Annotated in this window: 17 protein-coding genes; 8 read left to right on the top strand and 9 right to left on the bottom strand. The window is 70.2% G+C overall.

Annotated features, from left to right (window positions below; genetic code table 11):
• Positions 1-2: 2 nt before the first annotated feature.
• Positions 3-1,496, bottom strand: a complete 1,494-nt coding sequence (locus JQX13_RS09750; protein ID WP_203408764.1) for an HAD-IG family 5'-nucleotidase — start codon at positions 1,494-1,496, stop codon at positions 3-5.
• A gap of 113 nt (positions 1,497-1,609) precedes the next feature.
• On the opposite strand from JQX13_RS09750, the gene JQX13_RS09745 reads away from it, so the two are divergent.
• Positions 1,610-2,242, top strand: a complete 633-nt coding sequence (locus JQX13_RS09745; RefSeq protein ID WP_203408763.1) for an SRPBCC family protein — start codon at positions 1,610-1,612, stop codon at positions 2,240-2,242.
• Here JQX13_RS09745 and JQX13_RS09740 read toward each other — a convergent pair.
• A complete protein-coding gene (locus JQX13_RS09740; protein WP_203408762.1) occupies positions 2,239-3,051 on the bottom strand; it encodes a YwiC-like family protein in 813 nt (270 codons plus the stop codon). The genes JQX13_RS09745 and JQX13_RS09740 overlap by 4 nt on opposite strands.
• A 213-nt stretch (positions 3,052-3,264) precedes the next feature.
• Between JQX13_RS09740 and JQX13_RS09735 the strand changes: the two genes are divergently transcribed.
• A complete protein-coding gene (locus tag JQX13_RS09735) occupies positions 3,265-3,609 on the top strand; it encodes a TraR/DksA family transcriptional regulator (protein WP_239014652.1) in 345 nt (114 codons plus the stop codon).
• Positions 3,610-3,837: 228 nt separating this feature from the next.
• Here JQX13_RS09735 and JQX13_RS09730 read toward each other — a convergent pair whose 3' ends face one another.
• On the bottom strand, positions 3,838-4,746 hold the full coding sequence (locus tag JQX13_RS09730; RefSeq protein ID WP_203408761.1) for a DUF3396 domain-containing protein: 909 nt from the start codon (positions 4,744-4,746) through the stop codon (positions 3,838-3,840).
• Positions 4,743-5,534, bottom strand: a complete 792-nt coding sequence (locus tag JQX13_RS09725) for a hypothetical protein (RefSeq protein WP_203408760.1) — start codon at positions 5,532-5,534, stop codon at positions 4,743-4,745. The genes JQX13_RS09730 and JQX13_RS09725 overlap by 4 nt, the downstream gene beginning before the upstream one ends.
• 157 nt (positions 5,535-5,691) lie before the next feature.
• On the opposite strand from JQX13_RS09725, the gene map reads away from it, so the two are divergent.
• Entirely contained in the window at positions 5,692-6,690 is a 999-nt protein-coding gene (map, locus tag JQX13_RS09720) for a type I methionyl aminopeptidase (RefSeq protein ID WP_203408759.1), read from the top strand.
• Positions 6,691-6,695: 5 nt separating this feature from the next.
• Here map and JQX13_RS09715 read toward each other — a convergent pair whose 3' ends face one another.
• Positions 6,696-7,835 (bottom strand): EamA family transporter, encoded by a 1,140-nt coding sequence (locus JQX13_RS09715; RefSeq protein WP_203408758.1) that lies wholly within the window; start codon positions 7,833-7,835, stop codon positions 6,696-6,698.
• A gap of 189 nt (positions 7,836-8,024) precedes the next feature.
• Here JQX13_RS09715 and JQX13_RS09710 point away from each other — a divergent pair, with 189 nt between their 5' ends.
• Positions 8,025-9,464 (top strand): PLP-dependent aminotransferase family protein, encoded by a 1,440-nt coding sequence (locus tag JQX13_RS09710; protein WP_203408757.1) that lies wholly within the window; start codon positions 8,025-8,027, stop codon positions 9,462-9,464.
• A gap of 33 nt (positions 9,465-9,497) precedes the next feature.
• Positions 9,498-9,950 (top strand): hypothetical protein, encoded by a 453-nt coding sequence (locus JQX13_RS09705; RefSeq protein ID WP_203408756.1) that lies wholly within the window; start codon positions 9,498-9,500, stop codon positions 9,948-9,950.
• A 6-nt stretch (positions 9,951-9,956) separates the two neighbouring features.
• Here JQX13_RS09705 and JQX13_RS09700 read toward each other — a convergent pair whose 3' ends face one another.
• Both JQX13_RS09700 and JQX13_RS09695 read right to left on the bottom strand, forming a co-directional pair.
• Entirely contained in the window at positions 9,957-11,060 is a 1,104-nt protein-coding gene (locus JQX13_RS09700) for an MBL fold metallo-hydrolase (RefSeq protein ID WP_203408755.1), read from the bottom strand.
• 143 nt (positions 11,061-11,203) lie between these two features.
• The gene (locus tag JQX13_RS09695; RefSeq protein ID WP_203408754.1) at positions 11,204-11,878 is read right to left on the bottom strand and encodes an energy transducer TonB; all 675 of its coding nucleotides are present in this window, start codon (positions 11,876-11,878) and stop codon (positions 11,204-11,206) included.
• Between the two features lie 126 nt (positions 11,879-12,004).
• Here JQX13_RS09695 and JQX13_RS09690 point away from each other — a divergent pair, with 126 nt between their 5' ends.
• Positions 12,005-12,466, top strand: a complete 462-nt coding sequence (locus tag JQX13_RS09690) for a hypothetical protein (protein ID WP_203408753.1) — start codon at positions 12,005-12,007, stop codon at positions 12,464-12,466.
• On the opposite strand, the gene JQX13_RS09685 is transcribed toward JQX13_RS09690, so the two are convergent.
• Positions 12,455-14,176 carry a metallophosphoesterase family protein gene (locus tag JQX13_RS09685; RefSeq protein WP_203411951.1) on the bottom strand — a complete coding sequence of 574 codons (1,722 nt, stop codon included), beginning with the start codon at positions 14,174-14,176 and terminating at the stop codon, positions 12,455-12,457. The two genes, JQX13_RS09690 and JQX13_RS09685, sit on opposite strands and share 12 nt — an antisense overlap.
• Before the next feature lie 267 nt (positions 14,177-14,443).
• Between JQX13_RS09685 and JQX13_RS09680 the strand changes: the two genes are divergently transcribed.
• Positions 14,444-14,878 carry an acyl-CoA thioesterase gene (locus JQX13_RS09680; RefSeq protein WP_203408752.1) on the top strand — a complete coding sequence of 145 codons (435 nt, stop codon included), beginning with the start codon at positions 14,444-14,446 and terminating at the stop codon, positions 14,876-14,878.
• Positions 14,879-15,000: 122 nt separating this feature from the next.
• Here the strand turns inward: JQX13_RS09680 and JQX13_RS09675 are convergent, their stop codons facing one another.
• Positions 15,001-16,065 carry a hypothetical protein gene (locus JQX13_RS09675; protein ID WP_203408751.1) on the bottom strand — a complete coding sequence of 355 codons (1,065 nt, stop codon included), beginning with the start codon at positions 16,063-16,065 and terminating at the stop codon, positions 15,001-15,003.
• A 108-nt stretch (positions 16,066-16,173) separates the two neighbouring features.
• Between JQX13_RS09675 and JQX13_RS09670 the strand changes: the two genes are divergently transcribed.
• A complete protein-coding gene (locus JQX13_RS09670; RefSeq protein WP_203408750.1) occupies positions 16,174-16,575 on the top strand; it encodes a DUF962 domain-containing protein in 402 nt (133 codons plus the stop codon).
• Positions 16,576-16,676: the final 101 nt, after the last annotated feature.

Raw genomic sequence — 16,676 nt, 5'->3', positions numbered from 1 at the left:
CCTCAGGGCGCGCTCGTCTCCGCGGCGTTGGACGCGAGGACGGGCGTGCCTCCCGGGGAGCTCGGGTCGTGCGGCAGGCTGCCGCGGGGGCTGCGCAGGTAGACGAACGGCGTGGCGAAGAGGAAGTTGCTCACCCGCGACGTGTAGATGTCCGCGTAGCGCTCCACCTGGCGCGCCAGGTGGCTCTTGTCGTTGCCCGCCCGCGTCAGCAGGCCCCAGATGGGGTTGGACAGCTCGCTGGCGGCGCGGGCCATGGGGCCCAGCTCCGCGTCGAGCGCCTCCAGTTGCAGGCGCAGCTCGGCGGCGCGGGCGTGGAGCTGCTCGTCGGGGGCCGAGGGATCGCGCGGGCCGTAGCCCAGCCGCCGCCGCTGCAGCTCCAACTTCACCTGGCAGGACTCCGCCTCCAGCCGCTCCTTGTGCACCATGCGCTCCTCGAGCCGCGCCTCGGTGGCGCGGAAGGCGCTGATGGCGCGGATCTCATCCTCCAGCTCGCGCAGGATGAGCGCGGTGCGCCAGCGCAGCACGTTCTTGGTGACGTGCACGTCGCCGAACATGTGGTCGCCCACGTAGAGGATTTCATCCCCGCTCATGCCCAGCGAGCGCTCCACCTCCGTGGCGCTGCCGCCGAAGTAGGGCACCCCCGGCTTGAGCGGCCCCGAGTGCGGGCGCAGCAGGCCCTCCTGTCCCGGCTCCGTCACCACCTCGAAGAGCGAGGAGCGCGTGGTGAAGAACTCGGGCTTGCGCGCGCTGACGATGACCACGTCGAACAGCTCGCGCCACGTCATCCCCCTGGGCAGGTACGGGTCGAACGCGGCGTGCATCATGGGCAGCGTGTAGGCCCACTCGCTGTTGGTGATGAGCAGCAGCCTCTTGCCCGCGTTCTTCTGGTCCAGCAGCGCGAGCGCCGTGTCCGACTCGGCCAGCACGTAGCGCCCCGGGTCGGCGATGATCTCCGCCTTGAGCTTGCCCTCCATGTGCGTGGCGTCGAGGCTGCGGCGCACGTGCTCGTAGACGTCGGCGTAGCCCATGGGGCCCGCGAGCTTGCCGGCGTCCAGCAGGTCCACCACCTGGGCGTAGAGGCACGCCTCGGAAAGTGAGAAAAGGGTATTGAGGAAGACCCAGCGGCGCTCGGACAGGTCGATGATGGTGCGGGCGTACTCGTTGCGCTGTGTCTCGAAGTCCATGGTCCGGGTGCCGTGGAGCGCCTTCTTCACGAACCCGAAGCGGTTGGCCTTGAGGAGGTTGCCCTTCTCGGTGTCGATGATGAGGCCGCGCATGGCCAGCATCGGCTCGAACGTCAGGTGGGCCACGGGCCAGCCTTGGGCCACGAGCCGATCCCTCATATGTTCGTAGGCTCGTTGTTCCCACGCTTCCACTTTGTAGTGGATGAGCGTGTAATCCATGTCATACCCGATGGCTTTGATGGCCCTCATGTTGAGGGTTCGATTGCAGAAGAGCCCGCGCTCCGGTGGGGGGGCTGTCAGGTGGCCGATCATATGGCTACCTTCGTGCCCTGGCCGGTGCCAAAAGTCGATGCTTCTGGCGGCGAGGGTGTTGGTGGAGGGCGGGAGACCGGCCGGGGCCCGCCTCACAGTGAGGGGAGTCGAACATGAAGGGCCTACTGGTCCTGGTGGTCGCGTTGGCTGCGGGTGCCGTCATTGGCGCCGAGACGTGGGAGAAGGTCGCGGACGGGGATGTGGTCATCCGCGTACGGATGCGTCCGGACATTCCCGGCGGGCGAGAAATCTGGGCGGAGGGTGAGCTGGACGCAAGCATCCAGGACGTCCAATCCGCGCTCAGGGATCACGAGAGCTTCCGCCACTGGATGCCGTACGTGACGGAGTCGCGGGTGCTCGCGTCGGGGCCGGACGGCTCGCGCGTGACGTACACGCGGCTGAACCTGCCCATCATCTCCAACCGCGACTACGTGCTCAAGGTGGTGGACGAGCAGGTGCTGGCGGCGGACGGGACGGGGGAGTTCCGTCAGAAGTGGGTGCCGGAGAACCAGGCGCTGCCGGCGCGCAAGGGCGTGGTGCGGCTGCTCCACAACGAGGGCAGCTGGCTCTTCACCCCGCGCGGCGAGGGCAAGGTCCACTTCGTGTACCGCTTCACCGTGGAGCCCGGTGGCTCCATCCCGGGCTTCCTGGCCGGCCTGGGCCAGAAGGACGCGGTGATGGACACGGTGCGCGCGGTGGAGAAGCGCGCGCGGCAGCTGGCCACGGAGCGGGCCTCGGCGCGCTAGGAGAGCCCCACGCCGAGCAGCACCAGCGTGAGCGTCCCGGCCACCCCCAGCGTCCAGCCGATGGAGTGCAGCCGCCGGGGCGAGGGCAGGGCCACGCACAACCCGAGCGCCACGAGGCCCACGGGCAATAGCGCCACCACGCGCAGCGGGTGAAGCCCGGAGTCGAGCGCCCAGAGCACGGCCGTGGCGAGCAGGGCCGTCACCAGGACGGCGCCCGTGCACCGCAGCCGTGTGCGGTGGGCGCGGGGCCGGTGGCTGGCGATGACGAGGCGGACGGCGAGGGTGGCCAGCGCGAAGGACAGCCCATAGGTGCCCCAGAGCGTCATCGCGGTGGAGGCCGGCATGCCTCCGGCCATGGCGACGGGGACGGCCCAGGCGCCGAGCGCGAGTGAGGCGAGCACCTCTCCGGAGAGCGTGCGCTCCTGGCGGTTCCACACGAGCAGGAGCACCTCGCCGCCGAGGATGAGGGGCATCGCGAGGAAGGGCCGGGCCTCGGGCGGCAGCGTGAGGGCGCCGAGCGCGAAGCACACCGCGCCCACCGCGCCCACCAGGAGGCCCCATGTCCGTGCACGGCCCCCGTCACGCTCACCGCGGCGGGCTCCCCGGTGGCCGAGCAGCAGGACCAGCGGCTCATGGGCGAGCAGGCAGGCGAGAGCGGCCCCCGAGAGCCAGAGGGCGCTGGCCGGTGCGCCGGAGACGAACAGGGCGGTGACCAGGGGCAGACCGAGCTGGAACCAGACGCCGTGCTCACGCGGGAGGAGCCCCTGGAGGAGCGGGCCCGGAGCGGGGTGGGTGGAGAGAGGGGACATGATGCGGCTCGGAGCAAGGGCCGTTCCAGCGAGGGTACGAGAGAGCAGCCCGCCTGGGTGCGCAAGGGGTGCGGAGGGACCCGGGGAGACCCGCAATCCTTGCGCAGGTGAGGCGGGATTCAGGAGCGGATGCGCGAGGCACGTTTCCTGAAACGAGGCTGGAGCCATATGGCGGCGGGCCCGTGCGGCGCGCCGGAGAAGTGAGGGCGCATCATGATGGACACGTGGGAGAACGAGGCACGGGCGGCGTTGCTGCAGCGGCGGAGCAGCCTGCGTGGCCTGCCGCGAGACACCCTGGCGGAGGCCGAGGGGCTGAGGCGCGGGCGGGAGGCTGAGCTCGTGGACGAGCCGGCGGAGGGAAGCGCGGAGGAGGTGCTCGAGCAGTTGTCGGAGCGGGAGCAGCGGGAGTTGAAGGACATCGACGACGCGCTGGTGCGCATCGCGCAGGGGGACTTCGGGCACTGCGCGCGCTGCGGCGGGGCGATCGGCCGGCACCGGCTGCGGGCCATCCCCGAGGCGCGTCACTGCATGGCGTGCAGCGAGGAACTGCGGCGCTGAATCGGGGCCGTGGTTTCCCGCGAACGTGATTCCAGAAGTCGATTGTGACGAAGTGACCAGAGAAGTGGTTTCGCGCTTGCTCCCGTGAGGGGTTCCTCCTAGGTTGTCGGGGTGCGCCCTGGAGCATGGTTCCTCGTCGCCTTTCCGCTCTCCCACACGGCCTCCGGGCGGGAATGGGGTGGAGGGCCAGCGCTCCAGTGGCGCACACCCGTGCTCCCGTGGCGGGAGTCAGTCGAGGAAGCGGCGCTCCCAGCGGCGCAGGTCTTCATCGGCGGCGCTGTCCTGGGTGGGGGGAGACTGGTAGAGCCAGGGCTCCAGGACCCGTGCCAGCTCGCGATACAGGGGCAGGTCGTGGCCCTGTTCGGTGTCACCGGCCTCGGGCCACATGCCGAGGGTGACGACGGCCCGCGCTCCTTCCATCTCCTGGACGGTGATGTCCGGGGAGGAGAGACGGGCGCGCAGACCGGCCGCGCCTCCCAACTCACCCAGCACGGGCTGGCCCAGGAAGGTGAGCCAGTACGCTCCTCGCACGCGTGTACCGAGGTTTGACGCGAGGTCTTCCACATCCCGGACGTCCATTCCCGGGTAGCGGAAGCACGACTGGCGAATCTCTCCAGACACGCCCGGGAGTTGTCCCAAGGCGTTGAATGAGAGGCCCGCGTGGCCGGAGTTGAAGGGCAGCGGTGCCGCCATCTCCTGCGCCAGTTCTCGCACCCGCTCGGGTCCGTGCTCTTCGAGGAACTCGGTGGGCAGCCAGAACTCCACCGCGGACACCATCCCTGGTTTGTTGACAGACCAGGGGGCATCGAGCTGTCTGCCGTAGTACTCGAACCGGTACTGGCCAGCGCCCCCCGGGATGTCCTTCAGCGTGACGCGTGCGGAGTTGCCTGCACTCAGCTCACTCTGGACGACTTCCCATCCCGCGGTATCGAGCTCCTGCCAGTCCCCTTCATGATCCGCGTACCAACAGAGCGCCTGGGGTCCCAAGGCTCTCAGATAGGTGTCCAGCGAGCGCATCACGCCTGGCGCTATCTCCTGATGGGAGCGGCGCATGTAGAAGCAGATGCTCAGGCCATCGCAGAGCAGGACTTCACCATTCCGTGCGTGGACGCGGAGCCTCGGGAAACGCTCGCTCATGGGTAGACTCCCCATCGGGGTGCCACGGGATGGGGCTTTACTCCAAAGGCTTCCTTGTACATCGCCCCCTGCGAGAATTTCTCGTAGGGGTGTCCTGGGGGATGGTCGTTCCACCTGGGTTCATTGGTGGAAGGGCAGGGGAACTTGAAGTCGTAGATGGCCAGGACTTCGAGCGGATTGCCCGAGTGGATGACCACATCGGGCTCGAGTGTACCCAGGAGCTCGTCAGCGCACCTCTGCTGGCGGAGTGTCTGTGCCGCCTCGCGGCTGACCAGTTGTTTCTGCCCTGTCTGTCGGTCGTAGCGGTAGCGCTGCTCCAGGCTGAAACGTCCCGGTATCAGCGCGCCCAGCTTCTGCTCCGCGCATTGGAGGGCCAGGTGGTGCTTCTCGGTGCCCAATTGCATGGCCCTCGTCACCTTTTTTCCACATGGGTCCATCCCCATTTGCTCCTGGCACTGGCTGCGTGAGGGGCTGTTGCCGCCGAAGTGTCGGCGGTTGACCGTGTCGCTCGCCCATTCAGCGCACTCCACCAACTCGCGTTCGATGCTGGACTTCATGCTGGCCGTCAGTACCCGGAGCGTGGCCCCCACGGAGGCGAGCTCGGCGGCGCCCCGGACGCTGGTGGGCACCACGGCCTCCTCGCCCGCCGCGGTGGCGCAGTAGGCAGGGTTCTGACGGCAGGCGCTCGTGGCGGAGTCCACGGAGTAGCCCGCCGAGCCGCAGGCCGTGAGCAGGGCACTGGCGGCGAGCACCGCCCGCCGTAACCGGGCCTTCGAGGGGAACCTCATGGAGCGCTCTCCTGGCGTGCACCGGAGGGCGGGGATTCTCGCACAGTGAACACCCAACCAGTCCTACCTGACGCGGCGTGTCCGGGCCTGGGCACCCCCGGGGCGGGCAGCCGAGAAGGCGTGCGCGGTTCGCTCCCAGGGGCTATAGCTCCATGACATGACCGACGTCTCCACCGTGCGGGTCGCACCCGCAGTGTTGCCCAAGCCGAACGACCCTTGTTGGTGCGGCAGCGGCACCAAGTACAAGAAGTGTCACCGGGGGGCGGACGCCGTGGAGGCACGCAAGCGAGGGCCAGAAGCCCCCTCGCGTGGCATCCGGCCAGGCGTCATCAGCCCCATGCGCACCGTTCCCGCCCACATCCCGCGTCCGGACTACGCGGTGTCGGGCCGGCCCGGCCGCTTCTTCCCTCCCTCCGAGGTGAAGAGCCCGGACGTCATCGCCCGCATGCGCCGCGCCTGCAAGGCCGCCGCCGAGGTGATGAACGCCACCGCCGCCCACGTGCGCCCCGGCATCACCACCGACGAGCTCGATGCCATCGCCCACGAGGAGTACATCCGCCGCGGCGGCTACCCGAGCCCCCTCAACTACCACGGCTTCCCCAAGTCCATCTGCACCTCGATCAACGAGGTCATCTGCCACGGCATCCCCGACAACCGGCCGCTCGAGGAAGGCGACATCATCAACCTCGACATCACCATCTACCTCGAGGGCGTGCACGGGGACTGCTCGGCCACCTACCTCGTGGGCAGGGTGGACCCGGACAGCGAGCGCCTGGTGCAGGTGACGCGTGAGTGCCTCATGCTCGGCATCGAGGCGGTGAAGCCCGGCCGTCCCATCAACGACATCGGCAGGGCCATCGAGGCGCACGCGACGAAGAACCGCATGGGCGTGGTGCGGGCCTACTGTGGCCACGGCATCGGCGAGCGCTTCCACACCTCGCTCCAGATTCCGCACCACTTCGATCCCGAGGCCAAGACGATCATGGAGCCCGGGATGACGTTCACCATCGAGCCCATGATTACGCTCGGCCACTGGCACCACCGGACGTGGGATGACGGCTGGACGGCGGTGACGGCGGACGGCAGCCGCACGGCGCAGTTCGAGCACACCATCCTGGTGACGGACCAGGGCGCGGAAATCCTCACGGTGGCCTGAGGCGCCTATGGCCCCACGCGCCGCACGCGGCTGCGCACGCTGGTGAGCACGCACAGCATCACCAGCACGGCCGCCCCGAGTGTCCCTCGCCCCACCGGCTCGCCGAGCAGCAGCGCGCACCACCCCAGGGTGAGCAGCGGCTGGGCGAGCTGGAGCTGGCTGACACGCGCCACGCCCCCGAGCGCCAGTCCCCGGTACCAGGCGAAGAAGCCGAGGAACATGCTCACCGCCGAGACGTAGCCCAGGCCGAGCCATGCGCGCGGGCTCGCGGAGAGCATCCCAGGCTCCACGGAGAGCGCCACCACGGGCACGAGGACGGGCGCGGAGAGCACCAGCGCCCAGCAGATGACGCGCCAGCTCCCCAGCTCGCGCGAGAGCACGCCACCCTCGGCGTAGCCCACCGCGGCCGCGGCCACGGCGAGCAACATCAGCGCATCCCCCGCCGTGGGCAGCCCCGCGCCCTGTGCCACCGCGAAGGCCAGCACGCCGCCGAGCCCCGCCAGCGCCGACAGCCAGAAGCCCCACGAGGGACGCTCGCGCGCCCGGAAGACGGCGGCCACGGCCGTCGCCGCGGGCAACAGGCCCACCAGCACCGCGCCGTGCGAGGCGGGCATGTGGCGCAGCGCGAGCGCGGACAGCAGGGGGAAGCCCACCACCACGCCTCCGGCCACCAGCGCGAGGCGCGGCCAGTACCGGCGCTCGGGGAGCCGCTCGCGGCGCACGGACAGCACCAGCCCCGCGAGCACCGCCGCCACCACCGCCCGGCCCAGTCCCACCACGGTGCTGCCCAGCTCCGGCACGGCCACCCGGGTGGCGGGCAGGGTGAGGCTGAAGGCCACCACCCCGAGCGCGCCGAGCAGCAGCCCCTCCAGCACGCGCGCGGACTCGGGCTGCGGCGTGGGGGCGAAGTACAGGCGGGCGGGACGCAGTGCCTGCACCACCACCCGTCCATGTCCCTCCACCTGGAGCGCGTCCCCGGGTTTCAGCACGTGGTCCTCGGAGTCTCCCTCGCGGGTGAGCCACACCGAGCCTTCGCAGCAGGAGAGCATCAACCCTCCCATGCGGGGCAGGTACGTCCACAGCGCGCCCTGTGCGAGCGCCAGTCCCGCCGGCTCCTCACCCGCGACGCGTGTCTTCCAGGCCATGTGCCGCCTCCTCTCGAGCACTCAACATGCGTCCCGGGCGACGAGCGGAACAGATTCAGCGCGGTGCGTTTGTAACCAGTACAGTTCACTCCCGTCGAACTGTGCTGGTCCTCGCGAGGGGCAGCTGTATCTGTGCCGGAACAGGCCACCCCGTTAGGAGCGGAGACAGGTCTCGGAGAGGAGGACGCGATGAGGCAGGCGAGCGCGGCGCACAAGTCGAGGTTGTACGAGCAGGTGGCCGAGCGGCTCGGCGACGCCATCGCGGCGGGCACGCTGCGGGCGGGGGACCGGTTGCCCTCGGTGCGCCAGCTCAGCTCGAGCGAGCGGGTGAGCGTGTCCACGGTGCTGCAGGCCTACCTGCACCTGGAGTCGATGGGGCTCATCGAGACGCGGCCCCAGTCCGGGCACTACGTGCGCCGGCGCGAGCGCCCCCTGCCCGCCGAGCCCCAGGTGTCCCAACCCTCGGGCACGGCCTCGCCCGTGAGCGTGAGCGCGTTGGTGGCCCGGGTGTACCGCGCGGTGAGCGACCCGGGCATCATTCCCCTCGGGGCGGCGGCTCCCTCTCCGGCGCTGCTGCCCACCCGGCGCCTCAACCGCGAGCTGTCCCTCCTGGCCCGCGAGTCCGGCGAGGTGGCCATCGACTACGACATGCCCCCGGGATGTCTGGTGATGCGGCAGCAGGTGGCGCGCCGTTCGCTGGATTGGGGATGCCCGCTCGCGCCGGAGGACTTCGTGATGACGTGCGGGGCCTCGGAGGCGGTGCACCTGAGCCTGTTCGCGGTGGCCCGCACCGGTGACTCCGTGGCCATCGAGTCCCCCGCCTACTACGGCGCGCTGCAGGCCATCGAAGCGCAGGGGCTGCGCGCGCTGGAGATTCCGAGCCACCCGCGCCACGGCATGGAGCTGGACGCGCTGGAGGCCACGCTGAAGAAGCGCAAGGTGGCCGCGGTGCTGGTGGTGCCCAGCTTCAGCAACCCGCTGGGCAGCTGCATGCCGGAGGAGAACCGTCAGCGGCTGGTGGAGATGCTCGCCGCCCGGGGCATCCCCCTCATCGAGGACGACATCTACGGGGATCTACACTTCGGCCCGCGGCGCCCCAGGCCGGCGAAGGCCCACGACAAGGAGGGCCTCGTGCTGCTGTGCGGCTCCTTCTCCAAGACGCTGGCGCCGGGCTACCGGGTGGGCTGGGTGGCCCCGGGGCGCTTCCGGGAGAAGGTGGAGCTGCTCAAGTTCGCGCAGACGGTGGCCACGCCCACGCTGCCCCAGCTCGCCATCACCGCCTTCCTTCGCGACGGCGGGTATGACCGACACCTGCGCTCGCTGCGCAAGCAACTCGCCTCGCAGGTGCAGCGGATGGTGGAGGCCATTGGTGGACACTTCCCCGAGGGCACGCGCGTGACCCGGCCCGAGGGAGGCCCCCTGGTCTGGGTGGAGCTGCCGCGCAAGGTGGACGCGCTGGTGCTGCACTCGCGGGCACTGGAGGCGGGCATCAGCATCGCGCCCGGCCCCATCTTCTCGGCGCAGCGGCGCTACGGCAACTTCATCCGCCTGAATTGTGGCTTCCCCTGGTCCCCGCGGCTGGAGGGCGCCCTGGCCACCCTGGGGAGTCTCGCGCGCAGTCTCGCGTGACAGGGCGCTCGCTGCCATACTGCGCGCCCCACCATGCTCATCAGGTCGCTCGCGAATGGAACCCGGACGTGGACCTCCACCAATGGAGAGCTGCGCCTGTGGAGCCCCGCCCTCCATGTCCTCGTGTTGAGGTTCCGCGGGCCCCTGTTCGACTCCGCGTTCTCCCGGATCGTCGTGACGGCCGTCGACGAGCTCATCTCCCGCAACCGGCAGAAGGTGGACATCTTCCATGACTGGGAGGCCATGGCGCTCTACACCACGGACGCCCGGACCGAGCTGACGGACCTGGGTCTGCGCGTCGCGCCCCGGCTCAGCTCCCTCAGCGTGCTGATCGGCTCGAGCCTCGTCGAGATGGGCGTGACGATGGCCGGCATCAAGCTGGGGGGCATCCGCATGTTCACCGCCCGGGCGGAGTTCGAGCAGGCCGTGCGGCAGGCCGTGGAGTCCCGGGGCGGCACGTACACGCCCCTGCCTCCGGGGGAGTGACGCCGCTCAGCTCGTGGGCTCCGCGGCGCTCGTCAGGGGCGGCTCGCTCTCGCTGGCGGCGCGGACGGAGCGCCACCACGGCTCCACGCTCTCCACCCGCGACGGCTCCACCGGCGTTCCCAGCCTCGGCATCACCAGCCGCACCCGCTGCTCCTGCCCGAGCCGCACGAGCGTCTCCGCCGGCTCGTCCCACGCGTGGAGGGCGAGGTTGAACGTGCCCCAGTGCACCGGAAGGAACGCACCGCCGCCGAGCAGCTCCAGCGCCTTCAGCGCGTTCTCCGGCCCCAGGTGGATGTGGCCCCACGCCGGGTGGTACGCGCCCACCTCCAGCATCACCAGGTCGAACGGCCCGAGCCTCTGACGGATGTCGCCGTACTCCGGAGTGAGCCCCGTGTCGCCGCTGAAGAAGACCTTGTGCTTCGGGCTCTCGATGACGAACGAGGACCAGAGCGTGCGGTTGCGATCCGCCATGCCGCGGCCGGAGAAGTGCTGCGAGGGCGCGGCGGTGATGCGCAGCTCTCCGCGCGGGAGCATGGCGGACTCCCACCAGTCCAGTTCGGTGATCCGCTCCGGAGCGATGCCCCACGCCTCCAGGTGCGCGCCCACGCCGAGCGACGTGTAGAAGGGCACGTCCGTCCGCGCCAGCTCGAGGATCGTCGGGTAGTCGAGGTGGTCGTAGTGGTCGTGCGAGACGATGACCGCGTCCAGCGGCGGCAGCTGCGAGAGCGTCACCGGCACCGGATGGAAGCGCTTCGGCCCCGCGAAGGACATGGGCGAGGCGCGCTCGCCCCAGACGGGGTCCGTGAGCACGCGCAGCCCGTCGATCTCGATGAGCACCGTCGAGTGTCCGAGCCACGTCGCGCGCAGTCCCGTGTCCACCGGCCGCGCCCACGTCGCGAGCGGACTCTCGGACGGCAGGGGCGCGGGAGGGGTCCGGTCCCTGCCACCGCGCAGGTACTCGCTCATCGTCGAGAACGTGGTGCCGGGTTTGAGCCCGGGGCCCACCGGCGCGGTGTTCTTGAAGACCCCGTCGCGGAAACGGGGTGATGCACGCATGCGCTCGAGGCGCGGACCGTGGGCCTTCCCACCGAAGACGGAACCCTTGGACATGGCGGCAGGTTTAACGCCGCATTCTCCCTCGTGCCACCCGGCCGGCGAGGTCCCCGGGACGGAGATGGAGATGCTTCATCATCCTGGGGAGCGACGACAGGTCCCGCGTAAGCGGGCCCGCCATTCCTTCCCCGGCGTCCGGTTCACCCCGCGGGGATGCGGACGACGAAGGTGTAGTCCACGTCGATCGGCTTGCCCTGCGCCATCACGGGCGTGACGCGCCAGGTGGACAGCGCCTCGAGCAGCTCCTGCTCCATGTGGGGCAGGCCATTGAGCAACCGGCAGTTCGTCACCTGGCCCTCGCGTGTCACCACGCAGCGCACCAATGCGGTACCGCGCACGCGCTCGGCACGGGCCTCCGAGGTGAGCTGCGGCTCCCTCCCGCTCACCCGCTGGGGGCGCGTCATTCCCCCGGGCTCGAAGGGCACGGGCTGCGAGGGCGTGGCTCCCAGCGACGCGTTCGCTCCGTCCATCTGCGGCCGTCTCAGCTCGGGCGTCCTCGCCGCCACGGGCGTCCTCGCCGCCACGGGTGTCCTCGCCGCCACGGGCGTCTTCGTCTCGGCCTTCACCTCGGGGGTGCTTCGAGGCACGGCCCGCTTCCCGGCCTTGGGCTTCCCGGCCTTGGCGACGGGTGCTGGAGTCGGCTGGGGCTCGGGCGCCGGGGCCGGCGTGGACTCGGCGATCGGCTCCGGCGCGGGAAGCGGGGAGGTGCTTGCCCGTGAGGTCGTGGCACACCCCGTACCCCCCAGGGCCACGCATGCGGCCAGCAGGCAGGCGAGGGTAAAACGAGGATTCACGGAGAGTGAGAAGCCAGTCATGTCATAATTTTACACGAAAACGGACCAACGCGCTGCTGATCCAGCTGTTTCCCGACATTTCCGGGCTGGAGTGGATGTGGGATTCGGTGGGGGGGCCGGGTGTTATCGAAGGAGAGGAGGTGGCCCATGCCGCTGCGACGAGACATCCCCCTGTTCCAACTCGAGTCCGAGGACGGTCATCCGCGTGGGACGCGCGATGCATGGCAGCGGCGGGAGATGCTGGTGGCGCTGCTGCACGCCAACTGTGATGCCTGTCAGGGGCTCCACCGCGAGCTGATGGCACGGGCGCCCGGGTGGCGCCAGGAGGAGGTCGAGGCCTTCAGCGTGGTGATGCCCGGACGGCCCGGAGAGCCGCTGTTGCCCGGGGCGCTGTTGGACCCGGAGGGCGCGGTGACGTGGAAGCTCGCGGAGCGCTTCGGGCGCGTGCCCGGGACGGCGGTGCTGGCGGTGGCCAACCGCTTCGGCGAGCTCTACCGGGTGCTGGATGTGCACGGCCGGAGCGCGGCGGAGGTGCTCGGCGAGGCCCTGGAGTGGTTGGACCTGGCGCAGCGCCAGTGCGGCGAGTGCTCCGCGCCGCTATGGGACTGAGCCGCGTTTCCGGGGCACCACGTGCACGGGGGCCTCGATGAGCCGGGGCTCGGTGGCCTGGGGGTCATCGGGCTCATAGGCGGGCGCGTAGGGGCCGGCGTGCGTCTCCTTCCACTTGCGAGGCACGCGCTCGAGGCCCACGGGGAACACGGTGAGCTGCCCGTCCTTGTCGATGCGCAGCCGCAGGAAGTTCTTCCAGTCGGGGATGGCCAGCGAGATGAAGGCCTCGTTGGAGTGGGCCTCGAAGCCGTTGACGCTCACCATCAGGTACAGGCCCATGATGAAGGGCCCGACGAGGAATCCGCCCACGAAGGTGAAGAGTGAGCTCAGGAAGAACTTGGCCCACACGTGTTTCCATCCGGCCGAGCACAGGGCGACCCCGGGGACCAGCGATGCGTTGCTCTGTATCACCTCGGGACAGAAGCCCAGCACGCTGACGGTGAAGTACACCGAGCCCCACGCCACGAAGAACGCGGCGAGGATGTGCGCCAGGCCGTGCAGTCCGCCGACCAGCAGGCGCCAGCGTCCGAAGGCCTTGTCCGCGAACCCCATCAGCCCACCGAGGGTGGCCAGCCCCAGCGTCAGTGACCACGGGCGGGTCACCACCGAGGAGGCCACCGCGCTGACGGCTTCCTTGTAGTCCGACAGGCCGAAGGCGCCGAGCTCCGTGTACGTCGCCAGCGCGAGCAGCAGGTAGAGCGCGCCCGTCATCAGCCCGAAGAGCGGGCTGTGGCGGATGAGGAGGAGGTTCTGGCGCGCCAGCTCCCGAGAGGTCTTCTCGTCCGGGAAGCTCTTCTTCTGCACGTACCCATCGCGCAGCCGCGGCGCCGCCGGAGCATGGGTGGGCGCGAGGAAGGCCCCTCCGCCGCCCGCGGTGATTTTATGCCGGCCATCGGGGCCCTCGTGCCGCCGGTAGTGGTGCAGGTCGCCCGCGAGGAAGAGGCAGATGCGCCGGCCGAACACCTTCTCCTGGAGGTACTCGAGGTTGTTCTCCAGGTAGCCGCGGCGCCGCTTGGAGGCTGCCGCGAGGATCCACGCGGGCTCGGCGTTGCAGAGGATGATGCGGTCCCCCTGCTTCATGTGCGTGGCCACCTGACGGAAGTACTCGACCTGGGGCACGTCGATGTCGCTGTCGAGCTGCACGTCCGTGCCGATGAGCCACCACCCGTGTGGGAGCTTGAGGGCGAAGTAGCTGCGGCTCTGGCGCGTGCGCCGTCCCGCCACCCAGCGGTTGGCGCAGAACAGCCGCATGAAGGCGGCCAGCCCGTCGTACCAGTCGTGGTTGCCGGGGATGGCGAACAGGTCCGGGCTGGGCGCCTTCGTGCGCGCCATGGCCTCCTCGTACGGCAGCACCAGACGCTCCTCGTACGTGTCGCGGCTGGCGCCCGGGTACACCTGGTCTCCGCCGAGCACGAGGATGCGCCCGCGCTCGAGCGTGTGGGACTGGTTCTCGGGGTCCTTCACCTCGAGCGAGGGCAGCGCCATCAACCGCGCCACGGCGTAGGTGGAGTTCCACCCGTCACCGGTGTCCGCCACGTAGTCCAGCCAGAAGTCCTCGTCGGGGGACTCCTCCGAGTAGTCGAAGTAGGGCGGCTGCGGGCGCACCACGGCCTCGATGAGCCGGTGGTCCGCGCGAGCACCGAAGACGGCGGCCACCAGCGCGTCCAGGCCGGTGCGGATGAGCATGCCCGGGTGGAGCCAGCGCACCATGTCCGCGTGCTGCCGGGGCTTCGTCGCGGTCCCGGTGTCGCTGGGGCCGACGTCGTGGAGGGTGAAGTCGCGGGAGGGCTCTTCGTGCGTCTCCGGAGATTGCGGCTTCTTGGCGGTACCAGGCTCGTGCTGTGTCACTGTGCGTGACGGTCCCCCAGGCCCGAGTTCCGGTCAACTCCGCGAACTTCCGAGCCCGCTCTCCGAGCGAGCGGGCGAGCGGACGATTCCGGTTGCCGAGGGGCCCGGGCCGTGGTGCATGGCCGTTCCATGAACGACTTCCCCATCACCGTGCGCTTCCCCATCCATTGGAGCGAGATGGACGCGTACGGACACGTGAACAACGCGCGCTACTTCACCTGGTTCGAGTCGGCCCGTATCGCCTACATGAATCGGGTGGGGCTGGTGAGCCCGGAGATGCAGAAGCCCGAGGGCGGCGTGGGCCCCATCGTCGCGGCGACGAACGCGGAGTACCTGCGCCCCGTCGTCTTCCCGGCGGAGCTGGTGGTGGGCGCGCGCGTCACGCGCATCGGCACCACGAGCATCACCATGGAGTACGCGGTGGAGGATGCCCAGAGTGGGGTGCGCTACGCGCGCGGTGGCGCGGTGCTCGTCACCCTGCAGTACCCCACCTACCAGAAGGTGCCCGTGCCGACGGAGGTGCGCGCCGCCATCGAGGCGCTCGAGGGCCGCATCTTCGAGTGACTCGCACCTCCAGGGCTCGTGGGCGGTCCTGCGATGGCAGGCGAAGCCCGGCTCGCCATCCACACCGTCTCCGCGTGCTCCGGGAACTCGTAGAACCTGCCTCATGTCCCTCGTACCCGGCGCTACCCGCGGCGCGCGTCCGCGGGGGCATTGGGGTGGCGCTGCAACAGCATGCGCAGCTGCGGCTGTCTCCTCACGGCCTCCTGCTTGAGCAGGTGCGCGATGAGCACCGGTGGGGCCGCGCTCCAGCGCGCGATGTTCTGGATGAGCATGGGCGAGCGGTAGGTGCGCCCGCACAACAGCGCCGCCGTCTTGCCGTCCACCCCCAGCCCCACCAGCGAGGCCAGTACCCTCCCCTCGGTGTTGATGATGAGCTCCACGCGCTCCTCGGCGGGCGCGGTGTTGAAGCGCGTGCGCATCACCTCGCGCGCGGTGCGGCGGGTGCCCTCGGGCACGTCCCGGTCCATCGCCACCTTGTACTGCTCCAGCAGGCGGCGGCCACTCCACAGGCGGCGGTAGAGCCCCGAGGGCAACTGCGGGTTGCGCACCAGCCACCGGCGCACTCCCACATCCGAGGCGAAGGCCGCCCGGCCACAGAGCGCCTCCAGTCCCACCGGGTTGTGGTGGTGCCGCGCGATGAGCCGCGCGTGCCCCAGGCCCACCCGCATGTTCTCCAGCACGGACTTGATGACCGCCGGCACCGGGTCGAAGCAGAAGGCGGACAGCTCCGGCTCCTCGGCGGAGCGGGCGAGGCTTGCTCGCTCGTCCTCCGGGAGGGGGTGTAACCGTCGCTCGAAGAGCTGCCTCCAGTTGCCCGCGGCGGCCTCGGCCGAGGCGTCTTCCTCGGGAGCGTCCTCCTCGGGGGTCAGGGTCTCCTCGCCGTCCACCAGGAGTGGCTCGCCTTCTTCCTCCGAGGACTCCTCCTGCTGGGGCGGTGCGGCGCTCCGGGGCGTGGTCGCGGAGGGGGTGGGCGCGGAGGCGCTGGTGGGCGCGGGGAGCACGGCGCCGTGTTCGACGAGGCGCGTCAGAATGGCCTGGATGCGCTCGGGAGGGAGTCCGGTGAGGGCCGTCAGGTGCCGCACGGGCGTGGCGCCGTCCAGGCGCGAGAGGACGAAGCCTTCCTCGGGGGTCAAAGGAAGCCTGGCGAGCGCGGTGGTGGAATTGAGCCTGGGCGTCCAGTCGTTCACGATCCGTCCTCCCGCATCCCTACAAACCTGGACCGAATGATACCGGAGCATCAAAGAGGTGTTGCAAAGGGTTGACGGAAGGGGAGGCTCCGGAAGCACAATTCACCTATGACCGAGCGCATCCCGACCTACGCCGAATTCTGGCCGTATTACCTGCGTGAGCACTCGCTGCCGATCACCCGCTGGCTGCACTTCCTGGGCACTTCGGTGGCGGTGAGCCTGGGGGTCACTGCCGCGCTGACGGGTAACGTGGCGCTGCTGCCGGCCGCGGTGGTGGCGGGCTATGGCTTCGCCTGGGTGAGCCACTTCACCCTCGAGAAGAACCGCCCCGCGACCTTCAAGTACCCGCTGTGGTCGCTCTTCTCCGATTTCCGGATGGCGGGCCTGATGCTCGTTGGCCGGCTGTCCAAGCACCTCGCGCGCGCGGGTGTGCGGGACGAGGACGATCAGTCCGGCGGCCACCTCCGCCCCATCCCCGTGCCCGTGCGCAGCCGCCGCAACGGCCGCTGAGCCGCCGTACTTCAGCAGGCGAGCAGGCTGGCCGCTCCCACGGGGTTGGCCGCTCCTGATGAGCGTGTGCCAGCGCGGACCGGTGCTCCCCTCGGTAGCCC

Origin of the sequence: Archangium violaceum, assembly GCF_016859125.1 — a bacterium.
Taxonomy (GTDB): domain Bacteria; phylum Myxococcota; class Myxococcia; order Myxococcales; family Myxococcaceae; genus Archangium; species Archangium violaceum_A.
Note: the sequence above shows the minus strand (reverse complement) of the source record. Positions and strands in the feature narration are given on the sequence as shown.